Origin of the sequence: Streptomyces sp. NBC_01537 (assembly GCF_045040445.1) — a bacterium.
Taxonomy (GTDB): Bacteria; Actinomycetota; Actinomycetes; order Streptomycetales; family Streptomycetaceae; genus Actinacidiphila.
The window spans coordinates 4,329,461-4,351,850 of sequence record NZ_CP109392.1 but is presented as its reverse complement, the minus strand read 5'-3'; the positions used below and the strand labels follow the sequence as shown (position 1 = coordinate 4,351,850).

The following is a 22,390-nucleotide window of genomic DNA, read 5'->3' as shown; positions in this document are numbered from 1 at the left end:
CCGCCACTGACAATCGAACACGCCCTCCTCGTCGGATCGAACACCTCCCTCCCCGTCAGTCGGTGTCGGCCTGGTACTCGGGGGCCAGCCTGCGTTCGTCCTCGCTGGGCAACGGCTTCCCTGACCTGACGGACAGCCAGGAGAGGCGATGTCTAAGGTGAATGCAGCGCTTCGGATGACAAGAGGGGGATTGTGTGGCTCGGGTCGTTTGTGTGCACGGAATCGGTAAGCAGCAGTCGGGGGAGCAGTCACTGAGCAACGAGTGGGTGCCGGCGATGCGGGATGGGATGCGGCGGGGCGGGGCACCGGATGCGATGTTGGGTGCCGAGGTGGGGGTCGCCTTCTACGGAGATCTGTTCCGGCCACCCGGGCGGAGACTGGGCGTGGGGGATCCGAGGTACAAGGCGGCGGATGTCGAGGGCGGGCTGGAAGAGGAACTGCTGCTGAGCTGGTGGCGGCATGCGGCGCAAGTGGATCCTGGCGTGGTCCCGCCGGACGCACAGACGCTGGTGCGGGTACCGGGGTCGGTGCAGGCCGGATTGCGGGCGCTGTCGCAGTCGAAGTTCTTCGCCGAGGTCGCGATGAGCTCGCTGATCTTCGACCTCAAGCAGGTCAGCCGCTATCTGACGGATCCGCAACTGCGCGGAGACGCGATCGAACGCGTCTGGTCCGCGATGGGCCGGGACACGGAGGTCGTGGTGGCGCACTCGCTGGGCTCGGTGGTGGCCTACGAGGCACTGTGCACGATGCCCCAGGACCGGGTGCGGGCATTTGTCACGCTCGGCTCCCCGCTGGGTGTACGGAACCTGATCTTCGAGCGGCTGCGGCCTGAGCCAGGGGCATGGCCCGGGGGCAGCTCATTGGTTTGGACGAACGTGGCGGACGCTGGAGACGTGGTGGCGTTGGAGAAGGACCTCAGTGCGTTCTTCGGCGAGCGGGTGATCTCGGTATTGGTACACAACGGCGCCCGTGCACACGATGCGTCCGCCTATCTGACCGAGGCGCTGACCGGTGAGGCGATCGCCAGGGGGCTCGGTGCTCGGTGAGTTGGACGGCGGAGGCAGGAGAGGCCGCCGCTATCTGATCGCCACGGCTATCACCACCTATCCCAAGGCCCCGCAGTGGAACGAGCCCGATCTGGCGGATGCCCGGCAGCAGATTGTCGAGCTCTTCACCCGCGACCTCGGCTATCAGCTCGTCGCAGGCCTCGGACTGAACCCGACCAAGAACCAGCTCACTGACGGACTGCGTGAGTTCGCTCGGTCGGAGCAGCGACATCCGGATGACCTGGTCACCGTCTACATCGCCGGGCACGGGGAGGTGGTGGAGGAAGGCCAGCGGCACGTCCTGCTGACCGCCGACACAGATCCCGACGACCTTCACTACGCTCTGCCCACTGTGGAAGTGGCCCGCGCGATGCTGCTCGGCACACCGGTACGGCGTCTGATGCTTCTGCTGGACACGTGCTATTCGGGGCGGGGCGGTAACGAGGCTGCCGCCGATGTCTTGGACCGCGTGACCAGCGCCTGGCAGTCCGACACCGGCACCGGCTTCGTCGTCGTCAGCTCCGCTCAACCCGATGAGCAGGCTCAGGTGGGCGCGTTCCCGCATTTGCTCACCGAGGCCGTACACAACGAGGCGCTCGCGGGGCACGCCCCCGCCACCCTGGCGGTGGACGCCGTGGTCGCAGCCATGAATGCCCATGACGACCGGCCGCCCTATCACCGCATCACCCTCACCCAGGCCGGGTTGTCGGGTCGGGTACCCCCTTTCTTTCTCAACCCCCGCCGCGATGCCCGGGACGAACTCGCCTTGCGGCGAGCGGCCCGCAGGGACAGCGTCACGGAACTCCGCGAGACCGAAATGCGCCGGACGCTGCTGGTGAAGGCCATGGGCGATCACGGCTACAGCGGCCGTGCCGGCGGCTGGTGGTTCTCCGGCCGCCACCAAGCGCTCACCGACATTACCGCCTGGCTCACCGAATCCGCCGGCGGCTCGTCCGCCCTGGTCGTCACTGCGGGGCCAGGCTCCGGAAAGAGTGCTGTGCTGGGCCTGATCGGCGCCCTTTGCCACCCCGACCACCGGCGTACCGTGCCCTTGCACACCCTCGGCCTGCCCGCTGCGGCGGTCCCCCCACAGGGCGCGGTGGATGTCACGATCTATGCCCAACAGCTCACCGACGGCCAGATCTTGGAAGGTCTGGCGGCCGCTGCTGGCGTTGAGGTCACCACGGTGGGCGAACTGCTTACCGCGCTGCGGGGCCGCACCCGGCCGCTGACCGCGATCATCGACGCCCTGGAAGAGGCTGCGACCCCCGCCTCCCTCGTCAGCACCGTGCTCCGACCGCTCATCGACCGTGCGGACGGCCGCCTGCGACTGCTTCTCGGTACCCGGCCCCACCTCCTGGGCGCTCTCGGTCTTCCCCGGACGGAAACCGTCGATCTGGACGCCGACCGCTACGCCGACCTCCGGGCGCTCACCCACTACACCGTCCGCAATCTGCTGCAGGCCGCACCCGACAGCCCCTACCCGGCAGCCGGGACCGAGCGGCTCCGGGCGGTCGCGACCGCCGTCGCCGAATCGGCCATGCCGTCCTTCCTCGTCGCCCGGATCAACGCGACCGCCCTCGCCCGCGACCCCCGGATACCCTCGCCCGACGACCAGGTCTGGCGCGCCTCGCTGCCCCGTGTCCCGGGCGACGCGATGCGCCACGACCTGGACACCAGGCTCGGCCCGGACGCGGCACGCGCCCGTGACCTGCTACGCCCCCTGGCCTGGGCTCAGGGCCAGGGCCTGCCGTGGGAAGACCTCTGGGCGCCGCTCGCCTCCCGTCTGGCCGACCGTAGGTACACCGATGAGGACCTGCACTGGCTTAATCGCAACGCCGGCTCCTACATCGTCGAGGCCACCGAGACCGACCGGTCCGCCTACCGGCTCTACCACCAAGCTCTCGCCGAACATCTGCGGGCGGATACCGACCCGCGCACCGCTCACGACGCCATGACCACCGGGCTCATCGACCGTGTCCCCTACGCGGCGGACGGCACCCGCGACTGGGCACACGCGCACCCCTATGCCCTGCGCCATCTCGCCACCCACGCCGCCCGCGCATCCGCCGGTCACCTCGACGCCCTCATCGCCGACACCGGCTACCTCGTTCACGCTGCCCCCGACACCCTGCTCAACGCTCTTCGCTACGTGCGCCGTGACGAAGGGCGGCGCATCGCCGCGGTCTACCGCTCCTCGGCAGGCCGCCACCGCCTCCTCGACCCGGAAGGACGGCGCTACGTCCTTGCCGCTGACGCGGCTCGCCACCGTGACGAATCGCTGCGACGTGCCTTCACCGACGGCCTGCCCTGGAAGGTTCGCTGGGCGACCTCGCGGCAGGTGAGTGGCGCGCTGCGGGCGATGCTCAACGGCCATACCGGTACGGTGCGGGCGGTCGCCTGCGGCGGCCCGGCCGACCGGCCCGTCGCTGTCACCAGTGACCACATGACCGTGCGGGTGTGGGACCTGACCGATGTGGAACAGACCATCGAGTGGCAGGTGAACCACCCGGTGGGCGCAATCGCCTGCACGACGCTGGAGGGAAAGCCGACCGCTGTCAGCATCGACTTCCATGACGGCGTGCGGGTATGGGACCTTGCCACAGGCCGCCAGCTCGCTGTTCTCATGGGCTACGACCCGGGGGTCCGGGCGGTGGCGTGCACCACGACGAAGGACGGGCCCGTCGCCGTCACCGGTCACGACAACGGCGATGTGCAGATTTGGGACCTTGCCACCCGCCGTCGACTAGCCACGCTCGAAGGACATACGCACCAGGTGACGGCCGCGGCGTGCGTCACGACGGACGAGCGGTCCGTCGCCATCACCGGTGACGAGAGCGGCGAACTCCGAGTGTGGGACCTCGACACCGGCCGTCAACTCGGCCTTTGGGCCGCTCGCACCCGCTCCACCGCAGAGAGCCGCCACCGCTCCACGAAAGTGCGAGCGGTGGCGCTCGCCGCGCATGGGGAGCGTTTCCGGGCCGTCGTTGCCGCAGGCGACCAGGAAGTGTGGGTGTGGGATCTCACCGTGGGGAGACGTCTCGTGCTGGGCTGGGACCCCGGGGTTACCGGCATCGCCTGTCATGAGATGCCGAGCGGTCCAGTCGCCGTGACCACCAGTATTGACGGAACGGCCAAGATCTGGGATCTGCTGACCGGGCGTCAGCGGGGGGTGCTCACCGGGCACGCCGGATGGGTCGAGGGCGTCGGATGCGCTGTCGTGGACGGGAAACTCGTCGCCGTCACGGGTGGCGACGACCGAAGCGTGCGGGTCTGGGATGTCGCAGCCGCTCCCGAACCCGGTACGGAGCCCGCAACGGGGCGGATGCGGCTCTTTCACGGCGACGTACAGGCCGCTTTGTGCACCGAGATAGCAGGCCAGGCGGTGGTCGTCGCGGCTGGCCGCGGGCTGTTCGCTCAGGCCCTGGACCTGGCCACGGGCGTGCTGCGGGCCGGTCTGACCGGCCCCCGTGCATGGACGGACGCGCTGGCCTGTGCGGACCTGCCCGGTCAGCCGGTCGTCCTCATCGCCGATACCGTCGCACGCCTTGGTGTCCTGGAGCTGTGGAATCCGCTTACGGGCGACATCACGGCGCTGGGCGAGATGACCGCCGAGCAGGTGAACGCTGTGGCGTACACCCGCGCGGGGAACCGTCACCTCGCCGTCATGGGCGACAGCAGTGGAGCCGTACACATCTGGGATTTGGTCGCCGGCCAGCCGGTAGCGGTCCTCGAAGGCCATGCCACCTCGGTTGAAGCGGTTGCCTGCACGACCATCGGTGGCCGGCCCGTCGCCGTCACCGGCTCCGGAGACAGAACGGTACGGGTCTGGGACCTGATAACTCATCAGGAGATCGCGCAGCTCGACGGCCACTCCTCAGGCGTGGTGAGCGTGGCGTGCGTCGCCGTCGGCGGCCGTACCCTCGCGCTCTCCGGTGACACCGTTGGAACGGCGTATGTATGGGACCTCTCCGGTGAGGGCGAGCCCATGTCCTTGCAGGGTCACGATGGCGCGGTCTACGCAACCGCCTGCGCAGCGCCCCTGGGCGGGGTCATGCTCGTCACCGGCAGTCGCGACGCGACGGTCCGGCAATGGGATGTGACCACAGGGATCTGCACTGCGGTCCTGCCCCAGCCCGGGAGCGTGCATGCGCTGGCCATCGGCCCCGAGGGAGAGCTGGTCGTGGGGTGCGGGTGGGACGTGATCGTCATGACTCCTGGCAGTCGGTCGTGGACATGCCAATGAGCCTGCCGATGCTGGGGGCTCAGCGCAATACGTCAATGCTGAAGGAACGGGCTTTGACGCCTTCGGGCCCGATCACCATGACTGTTCCCCGAGACTTGTACCCAGGGTGGTGGATGGCCGGCGCGACGTTCCAGATCACTCGCTCGCCGTCCGCAGCGAGTGTGGCGTCGCCGAGCGCGGTGCGTGCCCCGGAAGGTTTGATCATGATCTCCAGGCGGGCCAGCAAGGCACTCCGGCGCTGTCCCCACCAGCTGTCGGGCGCGGCGGGAATCTGATGGACCAGGCTTCCCAGTACCTGATCGAGATGGCCGTAAACCTGCACATGATGCGCTATCTGTGCCGCCCCGCGGACGTCGGCGGCTTCCTGTGCGGCGCGGTGCACGGCATCGGCTGCTGAACGCCGACCGCCCAGGAACGTGCTTCCTGATCCCGAGCGCAAGGCGAGGAGCTGGCCGGACGAGCTGATGATCCTCAGGGTGCGATCCCTGCTGATCAGCTCCAGCGTGTCGGAGACCGCGCTGGAGAGGTAGGGATCCAGCAGGCTCTGGCTGTTCTTGCCGCGCTGCATGATGAGAGAGACGCCGGAGGCGGGCCCGGGCGGATGGAGCCGAAACGTCCCGCCGGCTTCCGCGGGGATCTCCCAGGGGGTGGCAGGCAGCCAGTGGCAGATGGCGTTGAGTCCGAGCCGGAGGTCGTGAGCATCCGGGCTGGGCAGCCTCAGCAGGGCGAGGTACAGCGCCTGGCTCACCTCGCCCGCTCTGTGGTGCAGGAACTCGTAGGGATCTCGGCAGCCGTCGATCCACGCCTGGAGGAGTTGGTCGCCCTTGAGCAAGGGATGGTTCTCCAACTCCCGGCGCCACAGCAGGAAAAGCCGACGGGTGTCCACTGCGTGTGGGTCGAACTCCTCGCTGGCTGCCTCCTGGTCGAACAGAACCGGCGGCTCTGGCCGCAGGCCGGCTTCTACGCGATCGCCGGTGTCACTGTTCGCCTCCACCGCGCCGGCCGTGCCCTCGTGGTGAGGTGCCCGCTTCCGCCCGTCCGCCTCGGTGCCATCCGCTCCCGCGTCACCCTTGGCCTCGGGCCCGATCCAGAACACCGCCGCCACATCGGCCGGCCGGTGCCGGTTGATGAGGTCCGTGACTTCGGCGCGAGTACCGAGGCCGCTGTCGATAGTGAAGCTCGCCAGCTCCCGCAAGTCGTCAGTGGAAGTATCAGATCGCAGAGCCTTCCACATCATGGAACGAGCCGCCTTCACGTCGAAGCGCAGCACCTCCGCAGCCAAGGCGATCAGGTGCGGCTGTGGCAGATACCGCGGCGCGCAGTTGCGTACATGCGCCAGGTCATCGCGGCGGTTCTTCTGGTGGAGCGTCTCCATCAAGGTGGCGATCGACTCGACACTCAGTTCTTGTACAGCGAACTCCAGAACGCGGTCTGCGCGCTTGGGCAGGTGAAGCTTCTGCCGCAGGAGGTACGTGAGGTCACAGATGTCGGATACGGCCGTGGGGTACAGACCCGGAACGGCATCGGCGGACTGGTCGGCTATGTGGAGCGCGAAGCCCAGCAACGGCTCGCCCGAGTCCAGCACTTCGAGTAGGGCGATGACCTCGCCCGTCGAGAAGGACCGGATCGACTCCAGCAGCACCCGCAGAGCGAGATCGGGATCGTCGTGTTCGAGCGCCGACTTGGCCATTTCGAAGCCCTCGTTCGCCGATTCTCCACACGGTACGGAAGGCTTACGGCGAGGACCGCCCCTGCTCCCCTGGGCTGCGAGCCAGGCGGCTTGCCGAGGCCGGTGCATGCCCGTCAGATGCACGGCGACATCCAGCATGCGCTTCCCCGGACACCTCGCAGCGGCTTGCAGCACCTCGATTAACGCCCACCAACTCCCGGTGGCAGCGAGGGCGACAAGCATGGCGGCCACATCGCCGGGGTCGCCGTACGCAGCGATACGGAGGAGCAAGGTGTCGGCGTCCTGTGCGGACATCAATTCGCTCAGATCAGCCAACGCGGAGTATTCGACATCGTCGACCAGCTGATCGATCAGTCGGTCTGCGTCGTCGTGCCACCCGGCTTCCCGCAGGAAGTTCAGCGCGGCTGCGAGACCGGCCGCGTCGGACTCGGTCACAAAATGACCGAGCACGAACCATGCGGTGGCGCCGTGACCGGATCGCAGCAGCTCCTCCACCAGTGGCATGATCTCGTCAGCCGGGCGGTTGCTCCAGCCGACCAGCAGCTGCCGGATCTCCGTGCCGTAGATGGCATTTCCCAGCGCTTCGATCAGAACGGAAGGTGATATCCGCTGTTCAGCGCCCGCTGACCGGAGCAGTTCGTGAGCCTCGGAATGCCACCCCGCCGCTCGAAGCGCGCCGGCGACTTCGAGAAGGTGCCCCAGTGGCAGTTCCGCACCGATGACGATGTGCGGCAGCCGGTCGGCGATATGGGCACTGGCCACATCGAGCAACTCGTCCAGGAATGAGACCGCCTCCGCGACGGGCCGGAGGACGATCTGCTGCAACACCTGGGCGGAGATGTCGTCCTGTTGCCGGTGTCCGAGAACACCCACCAGTTCCAGCAGGTCAGAAGGTGAGCGTTGGGCGATCGAGCGGGTGAAGGCACCGTATACCTCCTTCGGCAGCCCGTGGAGCTTAAGGAGCAGGTCGGCTGTCTCCGTAGCCGGATACGAGCTGGCCGGCCCGTCCAGAAGACGGCCGATCAGGTCGGCTCGCCCATCCTGATGCAGTTGTTCCAGGAGTTCCAGCATGCCCGTGACGCCGCCCAGAGCGCGCGAGTCCAGCAGCCAGTCGGCTTCCTGAGCACAGCCTTTGTCGGCCAGCACCGCGGCGATGCGTGCGACATCCGACGGAGTGCGGCCGCCGACCTTCTCGAGGACCTGACCGATCACGATGGTTTCTCCGGCCTCGGCAAGCGCCTGTACGGCTGCCACCACCGCAGCCACCGGCCGGCCTGCCGTGACGAGCGTGATGTGCTCGGCGAACGGAGCGGCCTCACTGACCAGCAGGGTCCGCAGCAACTCGACCATCTCGCGGCCGGAGCGCCGTACCGCGGCATCCTTCACCAGTCGTTCCGCCTCACCGGTCCACCCGGCGCCGACCAGTACCACCACCAGGTCGGCCACCTCGCGCGCCGAGCGCCGTGGCGGCGCGGCGTCCAGCAACCGCCCTGCGTCGGCGCGCATGCCCTGGCCCAGCAACTCCAGCGTCAGTGAGGTGACATCCTTCGCCTCGGCTCGGGCGGCGGCGTCCAGCATCCAGCCGACCTCCGCCGCTCGGTCCACGGCGTGCAGAGCTCGGATGGCCGCTGCCACCGTGACCGCAGGCTGTTGTGCCGCCGAAACCAGCAGCAGCTCCTTCTGCGGATAACAGCCGACCTCTTCCAGGGCCTGCACCAACGCGACCACTTCCGCACCGGGCCGCTCGGCCGCACGTGCCAGAACTTCCCGCGCACCGTCCGGATCCGCTTGGGCCACCAGTCGATTGACCACTTGTGCCACCTGCGACGGACTCCCCACCGCTGCGGTCTGCAGCAGATCGTCGTCCGAACGAACGTGTGTGGCGGAAGGCGTCGCTCCAGTGTCGGCGACGGCCGCAGACACCGCGGCCCTCGCCTCCAGGCGGCGTGCTGCCTCCACCGCCGCCTCGGCGTCGGCCAGCACCATGTACTCCTGCAGCCTGATCTCATGCTGGGCCTGAAGCTGCGTCCGCTCGTCCTTCGCCTGCTGGAGCATCTGGTTCAGGAGCGTCACATGCTCCTCGAGCTGTACGTGTTCCCGCTGCTCCACCTGCGCCCGCTGCTCGGCTATCGTCAGGCGTTCCGCTACCCGCGCCCTCTCTTCCCACGACCTCTGCTGCTCTTCCTGGGCACTTTGCAACTCCGCTGTCAGCCGGGTGACTTCGGATTCCAGCCGTCGGACCTGCTCCTTGAGTTCGTCGCGCACCACATGCAGCTCGGCTGCCATCTGGAGGCTGTGCGCCTGCGCGGTCCTGCGCTCCTCGTGTGCGGCCTCCAAAGCCCGGTGGGCGGCGGCTGCTTCCCGCTTCGTGGCGGAGTCCGTCCGCTGGAGTTGCTCCTCGGCCTGGTTCTGGGCAAGTACCGCATGACGCCACCGCGTTTCCAGCAGCGCCGCCGCGCCCTCATTCTGGGAGTACCGCGTCCGCCATGCCCGCACTTCCTCCACGGCCATGTACAGGTCGTACGCCGTCTGGTTGGACTGCCTGATCGCTCTGAGGTGGCGGATCCGCATCTCGTCTCGCACCTGCTGAGGAAGCGGGGCGCCGACCGCTTTCTCCGAGAAGGACAGGATCGCCTCGAGTTCCTCGAAGGAGGGCACCTTCGTGCCTTTCGAGATCCGGGACAAGGTGGTGGGGGTGTACCCCGCCCCCATTTGGGCGCTGAGGTCCCGGAAGCTCAGGCCCAGCCGTGCGAAGAAGTGCTCACGGAGCGTTTCAGCGAGATGCTGTATCTCGCCGGGGCTGCTCTCTTCGATCTCAGCAGGCGGCCGGCGGACGGAAACCTCCTGGCCCCCGGCAGCCGATGGTTTCTCCTCGCCACGGCGGCCCTCGTCGTGAACCGTCACTCGCTACCGACCCCCCGGACGGCAAGACCCTTGACCCATGCCCTGACCTGCACCGTTTTCTTCTGGCGCCAACTCTTCATCCTGCGAGGCTGAGGCAATGGCCTGGCGTGGCGAGTGCCAGTGATGCCGGCACGGCGGCCTCTCACCCGATGCGGGAGAACCAGCATGCGTGACATTGCCCCCCGGCGCCAGGAACTTGCCCATCTGTCCGGTACCAGTTCCGTTACCGGCTACCGCACGGCTTGCCTGCGTCGGCGGTTCCGAGTCTCAGCCATGTCGCGCACCGTGAACCGGGCTGCTTCGGTGAGGGCCCGCAGCAGGTATGACTTGCCATGCCGGCGGCGCCCGGAAACGATGCCCAGCCGCATAGCGGGGGAGGGGTCGGTGACGAAGTCTGTACATGCCGACTTAGACGAATTCTGTCTAACTGTACTTCGACGGATTCTGTCCTGCTGGGATTGCGCGGAGTGGTCAGGGGGTCTTCTTCAGGGTGTCCAGGGCGTCGCGGACCGCCGCTTCCACTGCTGCGTCGTCCGCGCCCAGGGCCCGGGCTTCGGTGGTGAACCGGTGGGCCAGGGCGGCGAGTGCGGCGAGGGCGGTGGGGGTGGGGCGGGGGGTGTGGGCGGGGGGTGGGGCTACGCGGGTGCCGGCGCCGCGGCGGGTGTGGATGAGGGAGGCGGCTTCGAGTTCGCGGTAGGCGCGGGCGACGGTGCCGGTGGCGAGGCCGAGGTCGGCGGCGAGCTGGCGGACGGTGGGGAGGCGTTCGTTCTCGGGGAGCCGGCCGGTTGTGATGAGGGCGGCGAGCTGGGCGCGGATCTGCTCGTACGGGGGTACGGGGCCGGCGGTGTCCACGCGGATGTTCACCGGCGGGTTGCCCGGGGTGAGGCGATGCTGACGAGGCACCAGGGGACGGTGACGAGCGAGATCAGGGCGACTGGGTAGAGCAGCCAGTTGGCGATCGTGCCGGGGGTGCCGTCGCAGTTGAGGCTCATCAGGGCTCCGGAGGCGGTGGAGGCGACGCCCAGCAGGGGGGCCGAGACCAGCAGGCCCCAGGCGGCGGTGATGGCCAGGGAGCGGTCGTGGCGGGCCTGTTCGTCGCCGGGGCGGCGGGCGATGCGCAGGAGGGACCAGCCGCAGGCGACGGTGGACAGGGCGAGGGAGACCAGGACCGGGAGGCCGTAGAAGAGGCCGGGCCAGGGGCCGGCGGACTCGGTGACGCCGTGGCAGGTGGCGGCGAGGGAGCGTCCGGCGCGGCCCATGTCGTCGGGGGAGGCGACGGTGGCCGCGACCGCCAGAAGGATCACCAGGACGGCTGCCTGGCAGAGCAGGAGCGGGGTCATGCGGCGCGGTACGTAGTCCCGGACGCGGCGTGGCGTGAGGCCTGCGGTGCGCACCGGCCCTTGCGCGCGAGGCGTCAGGGCGTCGCCGACCAGTACCCCGATGACCGCGCAGAGGCCGAACGCGGGGATGGAGTAGAGGATCCCGACGCCCAGGCCGTCGTCGAGCGAGGCCACGGCGCGGGCGGCCACGGCTCCGGCGGCCAGGCCGCCCCAGCGGGCGTAACGGTCCGCGCGGGATGCCGGGAGGGGCCGGTCGGTGCCGGCGTTGAGCTCGGACATGGGAATCCTCACCGCTTGTATCAAGTAGTGAGTACAAGATGGCGGGGCCGCTTGGCTTGTGTCAAGTGGTTGATACAAGGGTGTGGGTTGGGCTACTGGTCGGGGATCTCCTGTTCGAACCAGACGACCTTGCCCGTGCTCAGCCGCCGCGCGCCCCAGCTCCGGGAGAGCTCGTTGACGAGGAACAGACCCCGGCCGCCCTCGTCGCCGGGCGCGGCGCGCCGCATTCTGGGCACTTGGGGGGAGTCGTCGGCGACCTCGCAGCGGAGGACGTCGGTGCGGAGCAGTCGCAGCGCGATGGGGCGGGAGGCGAAGCGTACGGCGTTGGTGACGACCTCGCTGACCATGAGTTCCGTCGAGTCGATCATGGAGTCCAGGCCCCAGCGGTGCAGTGCCCGGCGGGTCAGCTGGCGGGCTCGTCCGGCGGTCTGCGGGTGGGGGCCCAGCAGCCAGTAGCCGACGCTGTCCGGGGGGAAGCCGTCGAAGCGGGCGGTGAGCAGGGCGATGTCGTCGTCGCGGTCGCCCGGGCCTACGGTGTCGAGGACCAGGTCGCAGAGGTCTTCCAGGGGCGGGGGGACGCGGCCGTGGACCGCGGTCTGGAGGCGGGCGCTGAGCAGATCCACGCCCGTCCAGACGTCGGTGCCGCGGGTCTCGACGAGGCCGTCGGTGTAGAGCAGCAGGGTGGCGCCGTTGGGGGCGGACATCTCCACGGACTCGAAGGCGACATCGCCGACGCCGATCGGTGCGCCCGGCGGGATCCGCAGCACCTCGGCACGGCCGTCCGGGTGCAGGAGCACGGGGGGCGGGTGGCCGGCGTTGGCCATGAGCAGGCGGTGGGATATCGGGTCGTAGACGGCGTAGAGGCAGGTGGCCATGTGCTCGCTGCCGAGGCGCTGGGCCTGCTCGTCGAGGTGGTGCAGGACCTCGTCGGGGGGCAGGTCGAGCCCGGCGAGGGTCTGGACGATGGTGCGGAGCTGGCCCATGATCGCGGCGGAGGTCATGGAATGGCCCATGACATCGCCGACGATGAGCGCGACGCGGCTGCCGGGCAGCGGGATCGCGTCGTACCAGTCGCCGCCGACCTGGGCGGTCTCGGCGGCGGGCAGGTAGCGGCTGGCGAGGCGTACGCCGGTGGGCTCGGGGAGCGAGGACGGGAGCATGGCGCGCTGCAGCGCGTCGGCGACGGAGGCTTCGCGTTCGTACATCACCGACTTGTGGAGGCCGAGCGCGGTGTGTGTCGCGAGCTGGGAGGCGACGAGCAGATCGTCACCGGTGAAGGCGGGCTGATCGGGGCGGCGCAGCAGCACCACGGTGCCCATCATGCGGTGGCGGCCGCGCAGCGGGGCGATGATCAGCCGCCGGCCGGGCGGCAGTGCCGCGGGGGTCATGGCCGCCGCTCCGAGCAGTTCGCTCACCGCGGGGGCGATGCCCGGTACGTCGCCGAAAACCGGGCGCCCGGCCGCCAGCAGTCCGGCGAGACGGTGGACGAGGGCCGGATGCGTGGCCTCCGGCGCGGGACCACTGTTGTGCAGACGCAGGACGATGGGCGTGGCCGTCTTCTCGTCGCCGACCGTGAGCGGATCGTGCAGATGGACGAAAATCGCGTCGGCGAACGCGGGGACGGCCGCCCGGCGCAGTTCCTTGAGCGTCTCGTCGGGGTCCATGCCGCGGGCGATCCGCCGGGTCGCCACGTCGAGATACCGGAGCCGGTCGGTCTGCGGCCCGGCGTCGGGCGCCGCCTCGCCCCCGCTGCGGGCATGCTCCGGATGCCCCCCGTCGGGCAGGGGCGGGTCGTAGCCGCGCTGAGGGAGCGGCTGAGGCGTCCAGGTGTCCTCCGGGGCCGCAGAGGCCACAGGAGCCTCCGGGGCCACCGGGGCCTCCGGGGCGGTCCGCCCCACCCAGCCCAGGCCTACGCCGGGCGGCCCGGTGGGGCCTTCATGGGGGGTACGGTGCTCTGTCACGCGTTCGGTTCCGTCCGGTGGGCGCCGCGGGCCGCGGCTGGCGGATGGTGGGTCGTCAGTCGCGTCGCCTGCAGCAGAGGAAGAGCTGCTCCTCGGGCGGCACGTCGGTGACCTCCGGGGCGTAGGTGTACGAGGACTCCTTGACGATGTCGAAGCCCCCCTCCTCGATGGCCTTGTGCAGGTCGTCCCGTAGATAGCCGGACACCCGGATGGTGTTGCCCAGGAACGGGATCGCGAAGTCGTCCACGTCGGCCTCGACCATCGACAGGATGAACAGGCCGCCGGGGGCGAGCAGGGCGTGGATCGTCCGCAGTGCGACGGGGATCTCGGCCCGGGGGAGCATCAGCAGGGCGAAGAACGCCGCGACCGCGTCGAACCGGCCAAGATCAGCGGGTCCGCCAGGCCGGAGGTCCGCGATGTCCAGCTGGTGAAAGGTCGCGGCGGGGACGTTTTTCCTGGCGAGATCCACCATACCGCCGGACAGATCGACGCCGGTGACCTCGAAGCCGGCGTCCGCCAGCTGGAGGGCGGTCGGCACCCCGGTGCCGCAGCCCAGATCCAGGACGCGGGATCCGGCCGGCAGCGTTCCGATCAGCCACTCACCCGCGGAGACCTGGCCTTCCTTGTGCGGGAAGGCCTCGTCGTAGCGGTCGCCGATGGCGTCGAAGGCTTCGGCCTGACCGCTGCGGTCGGGCCCTATGCCCTCGTAATCGGTCCCGCTGGTCCCGTTGGTCACGGAAGCGCCCTTTCAAGCGTGACGTCGAACCAGTCCATAATGCACATGGTCCGTCAGATTCTGGCCATTATGCAGGGCGGTTTGACCTCGCGAGGCCGTTATCGATGACGGCCGCCGAACGGGCGATCTGCCCGTACAGCGGCCGTCGAACATTTGGGTGATTAGGCCGCGACGCTGCTGCTGCGGCGGCGCCTGCGGGCGGCGAGGACGGTGGCCGCGCCGGCGGCCGTCGAACAGGTCAGAAGGTCAGCTTCCAGGTGTCGATGTAGCCGGAGTCCAGGCTGAGGACGTCCTGTACGCGGAGCTTCCAGGTGCCGTTCGCGGTCTCGCTCGACGCGTCGACCGTGTACGTCGTGTCGACGTTGTCCGTCCCGTCGGCGCTGCTGGAGGACTTCAGCCGGTAGGCGGTGCCGTCCGGGGCCACCAGGTCGATGACCAGGTCGCCGCGGTAGGTGTGGACGATCTTGACGTACACCTGGAGGGTGCTCGGCGCGCTGCCGGTACGGCCCGCGACCGTGATGGGGGACTCGACGGCGGCGCCCGCGTCGGGGATGTCGACGTCGCCCGGGTTCTCCCAGACGGAGGCGCCGGTGGCGTTGACCAGCCAGGTGAAGGAGACGGTGGCGGCGCTGCCGGTGGCGTCGGTCACCGTGACGCTGACGGTGAAGGTGCCGGCGGTGGTCGGGGTGCCGGAGATCAGGCCGGTGTCGGGGTCGATGGAGAGGCCGTCGGGGAGGCCGGTGGCGGCGTAGGTGAGGGCGGAGCCGGTGTTGGTGGTGGTGGCCTGGATCTGGAGGCTCGCGGCCAGTTCGGTGACGCCGGCCTGGGCGCCGGGGTTGGTGACCGAGGTGCCGTGCACGATGCGGGTGCCGACGTTGATGGCGGCCCAGGTGTTGGCGACGGTCTCGTAGGTGGCGCTGTCGGCGCCGAAGAGGTCGGCGGCGGCCTGCAGGGTGGCGGTGCGCGCGCCCGCGTACTTCGTCGTCGAGGTCATGTAGGTGGTCAGCGCCCGGTACCAGATCTTGGCGGCGTTGCCGATGCCGATGCCCGGGACGGGCAGGCCGTCGTAGGTGGGGCTGTCGTAGGCGACGCCGTTGACGGTCTTGGCGCCGCTGCCCTCGGAGAGCAGGTAGAAGAAGTGGTTGGCCGGGCCGGAGGAGTAGTGGACGTCGACGCTGCCGAGGCTGGAGGACCAGTAGTCGCGGGAGGAGCCGTCCTTGGAGGGCTTGTCCATGTAGCGCAGCGGGGTGCCGTTGCCGTTGATGTCGATGAGCTCGCCGACGGTGTAGTCGGGGACGTCCTTGGGGTTGTTCGCGTAGAACTCGACGGCGGCGGCCATGATGTCGCTGGTCGCCTCGTTCAGGCCGCCGGACTCGCCGCTGTAGTTGAGGGCGGCGGTGGCGGCGGTGACGCCGTGGGTCATCTCGTGGGCGGCGACGTCGAGGGCGGTGAGCGGCTTGGCGTTGCCGGAGCCGTCTCCGTAGGTCATGCAGAAGCAGGAGTCCGACCAGAAGGCGTTGACGTACGAACTGCCGTAGTGGACGCGGGAGTAGGCGCCGACTCCGTCGTTGCGTATGCCGTTGCGGCCGAAGGTGTCCTGGTAGAAGTCCCAGGTCTCCTGGGCGCCGTAGGCGGCGTCGACGCCGGCGGTCTGGCGGTCGCTCGTGGTGCCGTCGCCCCAGGTGTCGTCGGCGTCGGTGTAGAGGGTGCCGGTGCCGGAGGAGCCCTGGTTGAGGTCGTACGTCCGGTGGCCGCCGCGGGCCGCGTCGGTCAGCTCGTACGTGCTGCCGGACAGGGTGGAGCCGATGGTGACGGTGCCGCTGTACTGGCTGTTGCCGGTGCCGGTCTCGACGGCGTCGTACTGGGACAGCTTCTTGCCGGTCCGGGCGTCGGTGATGACGTGCAGCTCGCTGGGGGTGCCGTCGGGCTGTGCGCCGGTGGCCACCGACTCCCAGGCCAGCGCCGGCCGGCCGGACGCCGCCCAGACGACCAGGCGGGGGGCACCCTTGGCCCTGGTGCCCTTCGGGGCGGCCGGGGCCTTCGCCGTGGCCTGCGCGGTGGGGACGGACAGCCGGGCGCCGGTGGCCCTGGTGACGGTCCGCGTGCCGTCGGTGCGCTGGTGGACGACCAGATCACCGCCCAGGACCGGTAGTCCGGCCAGCGAGCGGGCGTAACGGGTGTGGAGGGTGCCGTCGGCGTCCTTGGTGACGTCCTTGACGATCAGCTTCTCGCTGTCCCCGAGCTTCAGGGAGTCGGCGGTGGCGGCCAGGGAATCCGAGGCCCGCTGGAGGAGGGCGGCACGCCGGGCGGGGGTCAGCGCCACCTGGGCGGCGCCGGCCCTCGGTGTGGCGATGGTCCTCGGTGTGGCGGTGGTCCTGCCGGGCTGTGCGTCGGCGTCGGCGGTCCCCGTCTGCGCGCCGGTGGCGAGCAGCAGCGCGGTGAGCGCGAGCAGGGCCGCGGTCGCGGTGCGGCGGGGGGTGTGCGGGGTGTGGGGGGTGTTGGGGGCGTGGGGGGATAACGGTCGCACTGTTGCTGCTCCTTCTGCCGCGGCTGCCTGCGGGATGAGCGGGCAGCCGGAGGTGACCGGACGGTCGGTCAGGCCGTCCGGGCGGTGCAGTGATCCGGACGATGGTTGCACCCGGGCAGTGGAGTTGTCAGGAGCGCATCAACACAATTCCTTTACGTTTTACTCGCATTGTGCAGGGCCTGGACCTGTTCGTCCGCCGCCATACGAAGAAGAATTTTTCGCAGGGGAAACACACAGCCGGCCGTACGATATGCGCCATCACGGTGAGGGGATGCGGTGGGACAGCGCGGGCACGGCGAACTGATCGACGGGCGTTTCGAGTTGCTGGAGCGGCTCGGCGGCGGGGGCATGGGCCTGGTGTGGCGGGCCCGCGACACGATGCTGCACCGGGAGGTCGCGCTCAAGGAGGTGCGGCCGCCTGAGGATGCCCAGGAGGGCGAGCGGCAACTGCGGGAGCGCGTACTGCGCGAGGCCCGGGCGCTGGCCAGGGTGCAGCACCCGAACGTGGTCACCATCCACCACATCGTGGACCAGCCCGGACTCCCGCACCCCTGGCTCGTCATGGAACTGGTGGAGGGCGGATCGCTGCAGGACCGGCTGGAGCACGGCCCGCTCTCCCCGGCCGAGGCGGCCCGGGTCGGCCGGGGCGTGCTGGCGGGACTGCGGGCCGCGCACGCGGAGGGCGTCCACCACCGTGACGTGAAGCCGGCCAACGTCATGCTGCGCCGGGACGGCACGCCCGTGCTCACCGACTTCGGCATCGCCACGCTGCGGGACGCGACCCGGCTGACCTCGACCGGCGGGCTCATCGGCTCGCCCGAGTTCATCGCCCCGGAGCGGATCCGCGGGGAGGAGGGCAACCCGGCGTCGGATCTGTGGTCGCTGGGGATGCTGCTCTACGTCGCCGTGGAAGGCCGCCATCCGCTGCGGCGGGAGAACAGCCTGGCCACCCTGGTCGCCGTGATGGACGAGCCGCTGCCCCCGCCCATCCGCTCCGGAGCGCTCACCCCGGTGCTGCTCGAACTGCTCGTCCGGGACACCGCCGCCCGGCCTGACGCGGACCGGCTCGACCGGCTGCTGGCGGACGTGGCCGGCGGCGGCACGCTTGGCGGCACGGTTCCCCTTGTCACGTTGACGGGCCCTGCCCCAGCCCCGGCCCCGGCGGCGGACTCGCCGACGCGGCCGCTGAACTCCCGAGCCCGCGCCTCCGACCCTGCCCCCGCCCCGGCCCCCGTGCGCCAGCGCAGGCGGCGGCGGTGGACGGGGGTTCTGGCCGTGCCGGCGGCCGCCGTGATGGTGCCGCTGATCGGACTGCTGGCCTGGCACCTGATCCCGCCCGGTGTTTCCATCGGCTCCGTCGGCCTCGGTAGCAGCGGTAGCGGCGCGCAGACCTCCAACGTCAATCTGCTCACCCCGGCGGGAGTGCGCAGCGTCATCAAGGCCGTGCGCACGAAGGTCGGCAGTACGAAGGTGGTCAAACTCTCCCTCTATCCGCAGTACGCCTCCGTCACGGCCCCGACCAAGGCCGACAAGACCGAGTACGACCAGTACGACTACCGGGACGGCGAGCTCACCCGCACGGACATCGGCGCCGGCACCCGCAAAACCAGCGATCCCCTGATCGACCTCGCCAAGGTCAACTGGGACGCGCTGCCGGGCCTGTTGAAGCAGGCGGACAAGAAGCTCAACGTCCCCAAGCCGCAGTACCGTTACGTCCTCGTTGTCTCCGGCTCGATCGACAAGGTGCCGTCGCTGATGATCTACCTGTCGGACAAGTACGGCGCCGGCTACCTGGAGACGGACCTCAAGGGCCGGGTCACACGCGTGAACCCGAAGGGCTCCTAGGGCCTGTCCGGGCGATCATGGCCGGGTCCGCGACACCTGACACGGCACCTCGCGGCGTTGCCGAAAAGCCCACAGACAAACCAGTCTGCGGGCATTCCGGCGCCTTGCGATGCACCGCCCGCCGCGCCAGCGGCTGATGTCACTGCGACGCCGCGGCCTATCCGACCCTGATCGCCCGGACAGGCCCTAGGGACCCGGCGGACAGACCGGAAACGTTCATGTAACGAACACATGCGATTCAGCCACCCACCCGCTCATCTGCTCGATAATCCCAGCGCACGGGGCCGAGAAAGCGCTTGCGGAGAGAGACGGGCAGCATGACGGACACGATGGAACGCAGCACCAACAACCGGACGAGCGGCATCAACCGGCGGAAATTCCTCACCTTCGGTGCTGCCGCGACAGCCCTCGCGGCCGGTCCGGCCTGGCTGCTCACCCCGCGCGCCCTCGCGGCCGCGGCGACGTCCACCACCACCTCCGCGGTGCTCCCCTTCGTCGACCACTACACGACGAACGTCACGGCGAACCTGACCACCGACACCAACGCGGCGGTCGAGATCCTCTCCGGCTTCCAGAAGATCTGGCAGACCGGCACCGCCTGGAACACCGGCACCGTCCTCGCACCGGAGACGCTGCGCGCCAACGTCCGCTACTCGGTGAAGATCACCACGACCCGCACCGACGCCGAAGGCCGCAAGGCCTTCATCTACGACCGCCAGCACCAGAGTTACGCGGCCATCGAGGGCCTCGGCCCGCTCGCCGGCCTCTACAAGACCGGTGCCAAGGCCGTCACGGGCATCACCAGCGCCCCGGACACCACCCCCGCCACCACCATCAACGACGCGATCCCCGCCGACGCCCCGGCCGGCTCCGCCCTCGGCCCCGGATCGCCCACCTCCGACCTGGGCCAGGTGGCGACCCTCGTCAACACCCTTCGCGGCAACTACGCCTCGGGCAACCCGAGCAAGTACGCCTTCCAGTACCCGCGCCCCTGGCGGATGACGGAGAACAGCGAGGTCGTCGACACCGGCACGGTCGACTCCCTCGGCTTCCCGGTCTACGAGTCCGACGTCGTGGTCGTCCCGCAGCTGCTCCGTCAGCGCTCCACCAGCCCCACCGACGACGGCGGTTTCGTCAGCGGCCACACCAACGCCTTCTGGCTGGCCTCCCTCGCGTACGCCTACGCCGTGCCCGAGCGCTTCCAGGAACTCGTCGCCAGCGCCTTCGCGCTGAGCCACACCCGCATCGTCGCCGGCATGCACAACAGCGTCGACGTCATCGGCGGCCGCATCCTCGCCACCGCCCTGGCCGCCGCCACCCTCTCCGACCCGGCCAACGCCACCCTCAAGGCCGCGGCCCGCGCCCAGGCCGCCGCGTACTTCCAGGCCGCCACCGGCACCACCGCCGACACCCTGTACGCGTACGCCCACTCGGCGGGCAGCGCCACCGACCCGTACGCCGACCGCGAGGCCAACGCCGCCGCCGTCGCCCCGCGCCAGACCTATGTCCTGCCGCGCAAGGGCCGCAGCGCGGACATGACCGTCCCCAAGGGCGCCGAGGTCCTCCTGGAGACCCGCCAGCCCTACCTCAGCGCCGACCAGCGCCGCGAGGTCCTGCGCACCACCGCCCTGCCCGCCGGCTACGTCCTCACCGACGGCCCCGAGCAGTGGGGACGCCTCAACCTCTTCGCCGCCGCCGACGCCTACGGCTCATTCGACGCCGACGTCACCGTCACCCTCGACGCCTCCGCCGGCGGCTTCGCCGCCGCCGACGCCTGGCGCAACGACATCGACGGCTGCGGCGCCCTCACCAAGCTCGGCACCGGCACCCTCACCCTCACCGGCCACAACGAGTACGCCGGCGGCACCACCATCGCCGCCGGCACCCTCGTCGCCGGCTCCGCCCGCGCCCTGGGCGCCGGCGACATCGCGGTCAAGGGCGGCACGCTGCGCGTCGAGGACAAGCTCTACGCCCGCGCCTCCTACGCCCAGGCCTCCGGCGCCGTCCTCGACATCGCCGTCTCCGGACACGGCGACCACGACGCCCCGCTCTCCGTCGACCGCAACGTCGTCCTCGCCAAGGGCAGCGTCCTCGCCATCCGCCTCACCGACGGCCTCAAGCCCGGCCGCGCCCTCCCCGTGATCGACGCCCGCCGCCTCCAGGGCCAGTTCGCCTCGATCACGGTCGACGCCGACGGCTACAAGGCCGTGCCGGTCTACACGGCGAAGGGCCTGTCCGTACGGATCGTCAAGGGCTGACCACCTGACGGCCCAGCCGGGCCCGGTCCGTCGTCAGCCGAGGCGGCGGACCGGGGCTCCTGCCAGGAATGCCTGGATGTCCTCGACGGCCTGGCCGTAGTACGTACGGTAGTTGTCCCGCGACACATAGCCGAGGTGCGGAGTCGCCAGCAGCCCGGGCAGCGAGCGCATCGGATGCGCGGGCGGAAGCGGTTCGGTGTCGAAGACGTCGACCCCAGCGCCCGCGATCCGTCCCTCCTGCAGCGCGTCGGCCAGCGCGTCCTGGTCGATGATCGCGGCCCGCGAGGTGTTGACCAGATAGGCCGTCGGCTTCATCAACGCCAGCTCGGCGGCGCCCAGCAGCCCGCGCGTACGGTCGCCGAGCGCGAGGTGCACGGACACGAAATCGCTGCTCGCCAGCAGCTCCTCCTTCGAGGCCGCGCGGACCACCCCCACCTCCTGCGCCCGCTCCTCCGTGAGGTTCTGGCTCCACGCCACCACCTCCATCCCGAACGCCAGCCCGACGGCCGCCACCCGCCCGCCGATCTTCCCCAGCCCCAGCAGCCCGAGCCGCCGCCCGTACAGGTCGGCCCCGACCGTGCTCTGCCACGGCCCGCCGTCGCGCATCGCGTTCGCCTCCGGCACGATGCCGCGCGCGAGCCCCAGCAGCAGGGCCCAGGTCAGCTCGACGGGCGGCGTGGAGGCGCTCCCGGTGCCGCACACGGTCACGCCGTGCTCGGCGGCGGCGCCGTAGTCGATCACCGAGTTCCGCATGCCCGAGGCGACGAGCAGCTTCAGCCGGGGCAGGCGCGCGAGCAGCGACGCGGGAAACGGGACGCGCTCGCGCAGGGTCACGACGATGTCGAAGCCTTCGATCGCCGCCGCGAGTGCGTCCTCCGTGCCGAAGTGCTCCGTGAAGGTCGTGACCTCCACGGCGTCGGCGACGGGCGTCCAGTCGGCCAGGGTCGTGGCGACTCCCTGGAAGTCGTCCAGTACGGCGCAGCGCAGCTTCATCCCCCCATGTTGTCAGTGGCCGCTGGTAATACGGAGGCATGACGAACGTACGGATCGAGCCCTGGCAGGACACGGACTGGTTCCTTGATCTCCAGCGGCGGATCAATGCGCCGGAGATGATGACGCACCTCGGCGGCCCGGAGACCGACGAGCAGGTCATCGCCCGTCACAAGCGGTACGCGGGGATCGCGGAGAAGGGGACGGGGCGGATGTTCGGCGTCGTCGTGCTGCCGGAGGGGGAGGCGGCGGGCGGCATCGGCTACTGGGAGACGGAGCTCCAGGGCGAGCAGGTCTACGAGACGGGCTGGAGCGTGCTGCCGCAGTACCAGGGGAGGGGCATCGCGGTCGCGGCGGGGGAGGCGGTCATCGCGTCCGCGGCGGCGGAGCGGAAGCACCGGTACCTGCACGCGTTCCCGAAGGTCACGAATCCCGCCTCGAACGCGATCTGCCGGAAGCTGGGCTTCGAGCTGCTGGAGGAGATGGACTTCGAGTACCCGAAGGGGCATCCGATCCGGTGCAACAACTGGCGGTTCGAACTCTTCCGGCCCTAGGCCGGGGACATACC

At 70.1% G+C, this 22,390-nt stretch carries 12 protein-coding genes; 5 read left to right on the top strand and 7 right to left on the bottom strand.

What is annotated here, in order from left to right; all coding sequences use genetic code 11:
• Positions 1–194: 194 nt before the first annotated feature.
• Positions 195–1,046, top strand: a complete 852-nt coding sequence (locus tag OG607_RS20000; RefSeq protein WP_405724927.1) for a hypothetical protein — start codon at positions 195–197, stop codon at positions 1,044–1,046.
• Positions 1,036–5,292: a caspase family protein gene (locus tag OG607_RS19995; RefSeq protein ID WP_405724924.1), complete on the top strand. Its 4,257-nt coding sequence runs from the start codon at positions 1,036–1,038 to the stop codon at positions 5,290–5,292. The genes OG607_RS20000 and OG607_RS19995 overlap by 11 nt, the downstream gene beginning before the upstream one ends.
• Positions 5,293–5,311: 19 nt before the next feature.
• Here the strand turns inward: OG607_RS19995 and OG607_RS19990 are convergent, their stop codons facing one another.
• The 6 genes from OG607_RS19990 to OG607_RS19965 form a co-directional block, all read right to left on the bottom strand.
• Positions 5,312–9,886 (bottom strand): hypothetical protein, encoded by a 4,575-nt coding sequence (locus OG607_RS19990; protein ID WP_405724921.1) that lies wholly within the window; start codon positions 9,884–9,886, stop codon positions 5,312–5,314.
• 471 nt (positions 9,887–10,357) lie between these two features.
• The gene (locus OG607_RS19985; RefSeq protein ID WP_405724918.1) at positions 10,358–10,789 is read right to left on the bottom strand and encodes a GntR family transcriptional regulator; all 432 of its coding nucleotides are present in this window, start codon (positions 10,787–10,789) and stop codon (positions 10,358–10,360) included.
• Positions 10,747–11,505: a hypothetical protein gene (locus OG607_RS19980; RefSeq protein WP_405724915.1), complete on the bottom strand. Its 759-nt coding sequence runs from the start codon at positions 11,503–11,505 to the stop codon at positions 10,747–10,749. Before OG607_RS19980 ends, OG607_RS19985 begins: the two co-directional genes overlap by 43 nt.
• A 92-nt stretch (positions 11,506–11,597) precedes the next feature.
• Entirely contained in the window at positions 11,598–13,466 is a 1,869-nt protein-coding gene (locus tag OG607_RS19975; protein WP_405724912.1) for a SpoIIE family protein phosphatase, read from the bottom strand.
• Between the two features lie 55 nt (positions 13,467–13,521).
• Positions 13,522–14,202: a class I SAM-dependent methyltransferase gene (locus tag OG607_RS19970; RefSeq protein ID WP_405724909.1), complete on the bottom strand. Its 681-nt coding sequence runs from the start codon at positions 14,200–14,202 to the stop codon at positions 13,522–13,524.
• 238 nt (positions 14,203–14,440) lie between these two features.
• Positions 14,441–16,729 carry a M4 family metallopeptidase gene (locus OG607_RS19965; protein ID WP_405724906.1) on the bottom strand — a complete coding sequence of 763 codons (2,289 nt, stop codon included), beginning with the start codon at positions 16,727–16,729 and terminating at the stop codon, positions 14,441–14,443.
• 276 nt (positions 16,730–17,005) lie between these two features.
• Between OG607_RS19965 and OG607_RS19960 the strand changes: the two genes are divergently transcribed.
• Positions 17,006–18,574 (top strand): serine/threonine-protein kinase, encoded by a 1,569-nt coding sequence (locus OG607_RS19960; protein ID WP_405724903.1) that lies wholly within the window; start codon positions 17,006–17,008, stop codon positions 18,572–18,574.
• 317 nt (positions 18,575–18,891) lie between these two features.
• A complete protein-coding gene (locus tag OG607_RS19955) occupies positions 18,892–20,832 on the top strand; it encodes a phosphatase PAP2 family protein (RefSeq protein WP_405724900.1) in 1,941 nt (646 codons plus the stop codon).
• Between the two features lie 33 nt (positions 20,833–20,865).
• Here OG607_RS19955 and OG607_RS19950 read toward each other — a convergent pair whose 3' ends face one another.
• Entirely contained in the window at positions 20,866–21,825 is a 960-nt protein-coding gene (locus OG607_RS19950) for a D-2-hydroxyacid dehydrogenase family protein (RefSeq protein WP_405724897.1), read from the bottom strand.
• 38 nt (positions 21,826–21,863) lie between these two features.
• Between OG607_RS19950 and OG607_RS19945 the strand changes: the two genes are divergently transcribed.
• Positions 21,864–22,376: a GNAT family N-acetyltransferase gene (locus OG607_RS19945; RefSeq protein WP_405724894.1), complete on the top strand. Its 513-nt coding sequence runs from the start codon at positions 21,864–21,866 to the stop codon at positions 22,374–22,376.
• Positions 22,377–22,390: the final 14 nt, after the last annotated feature.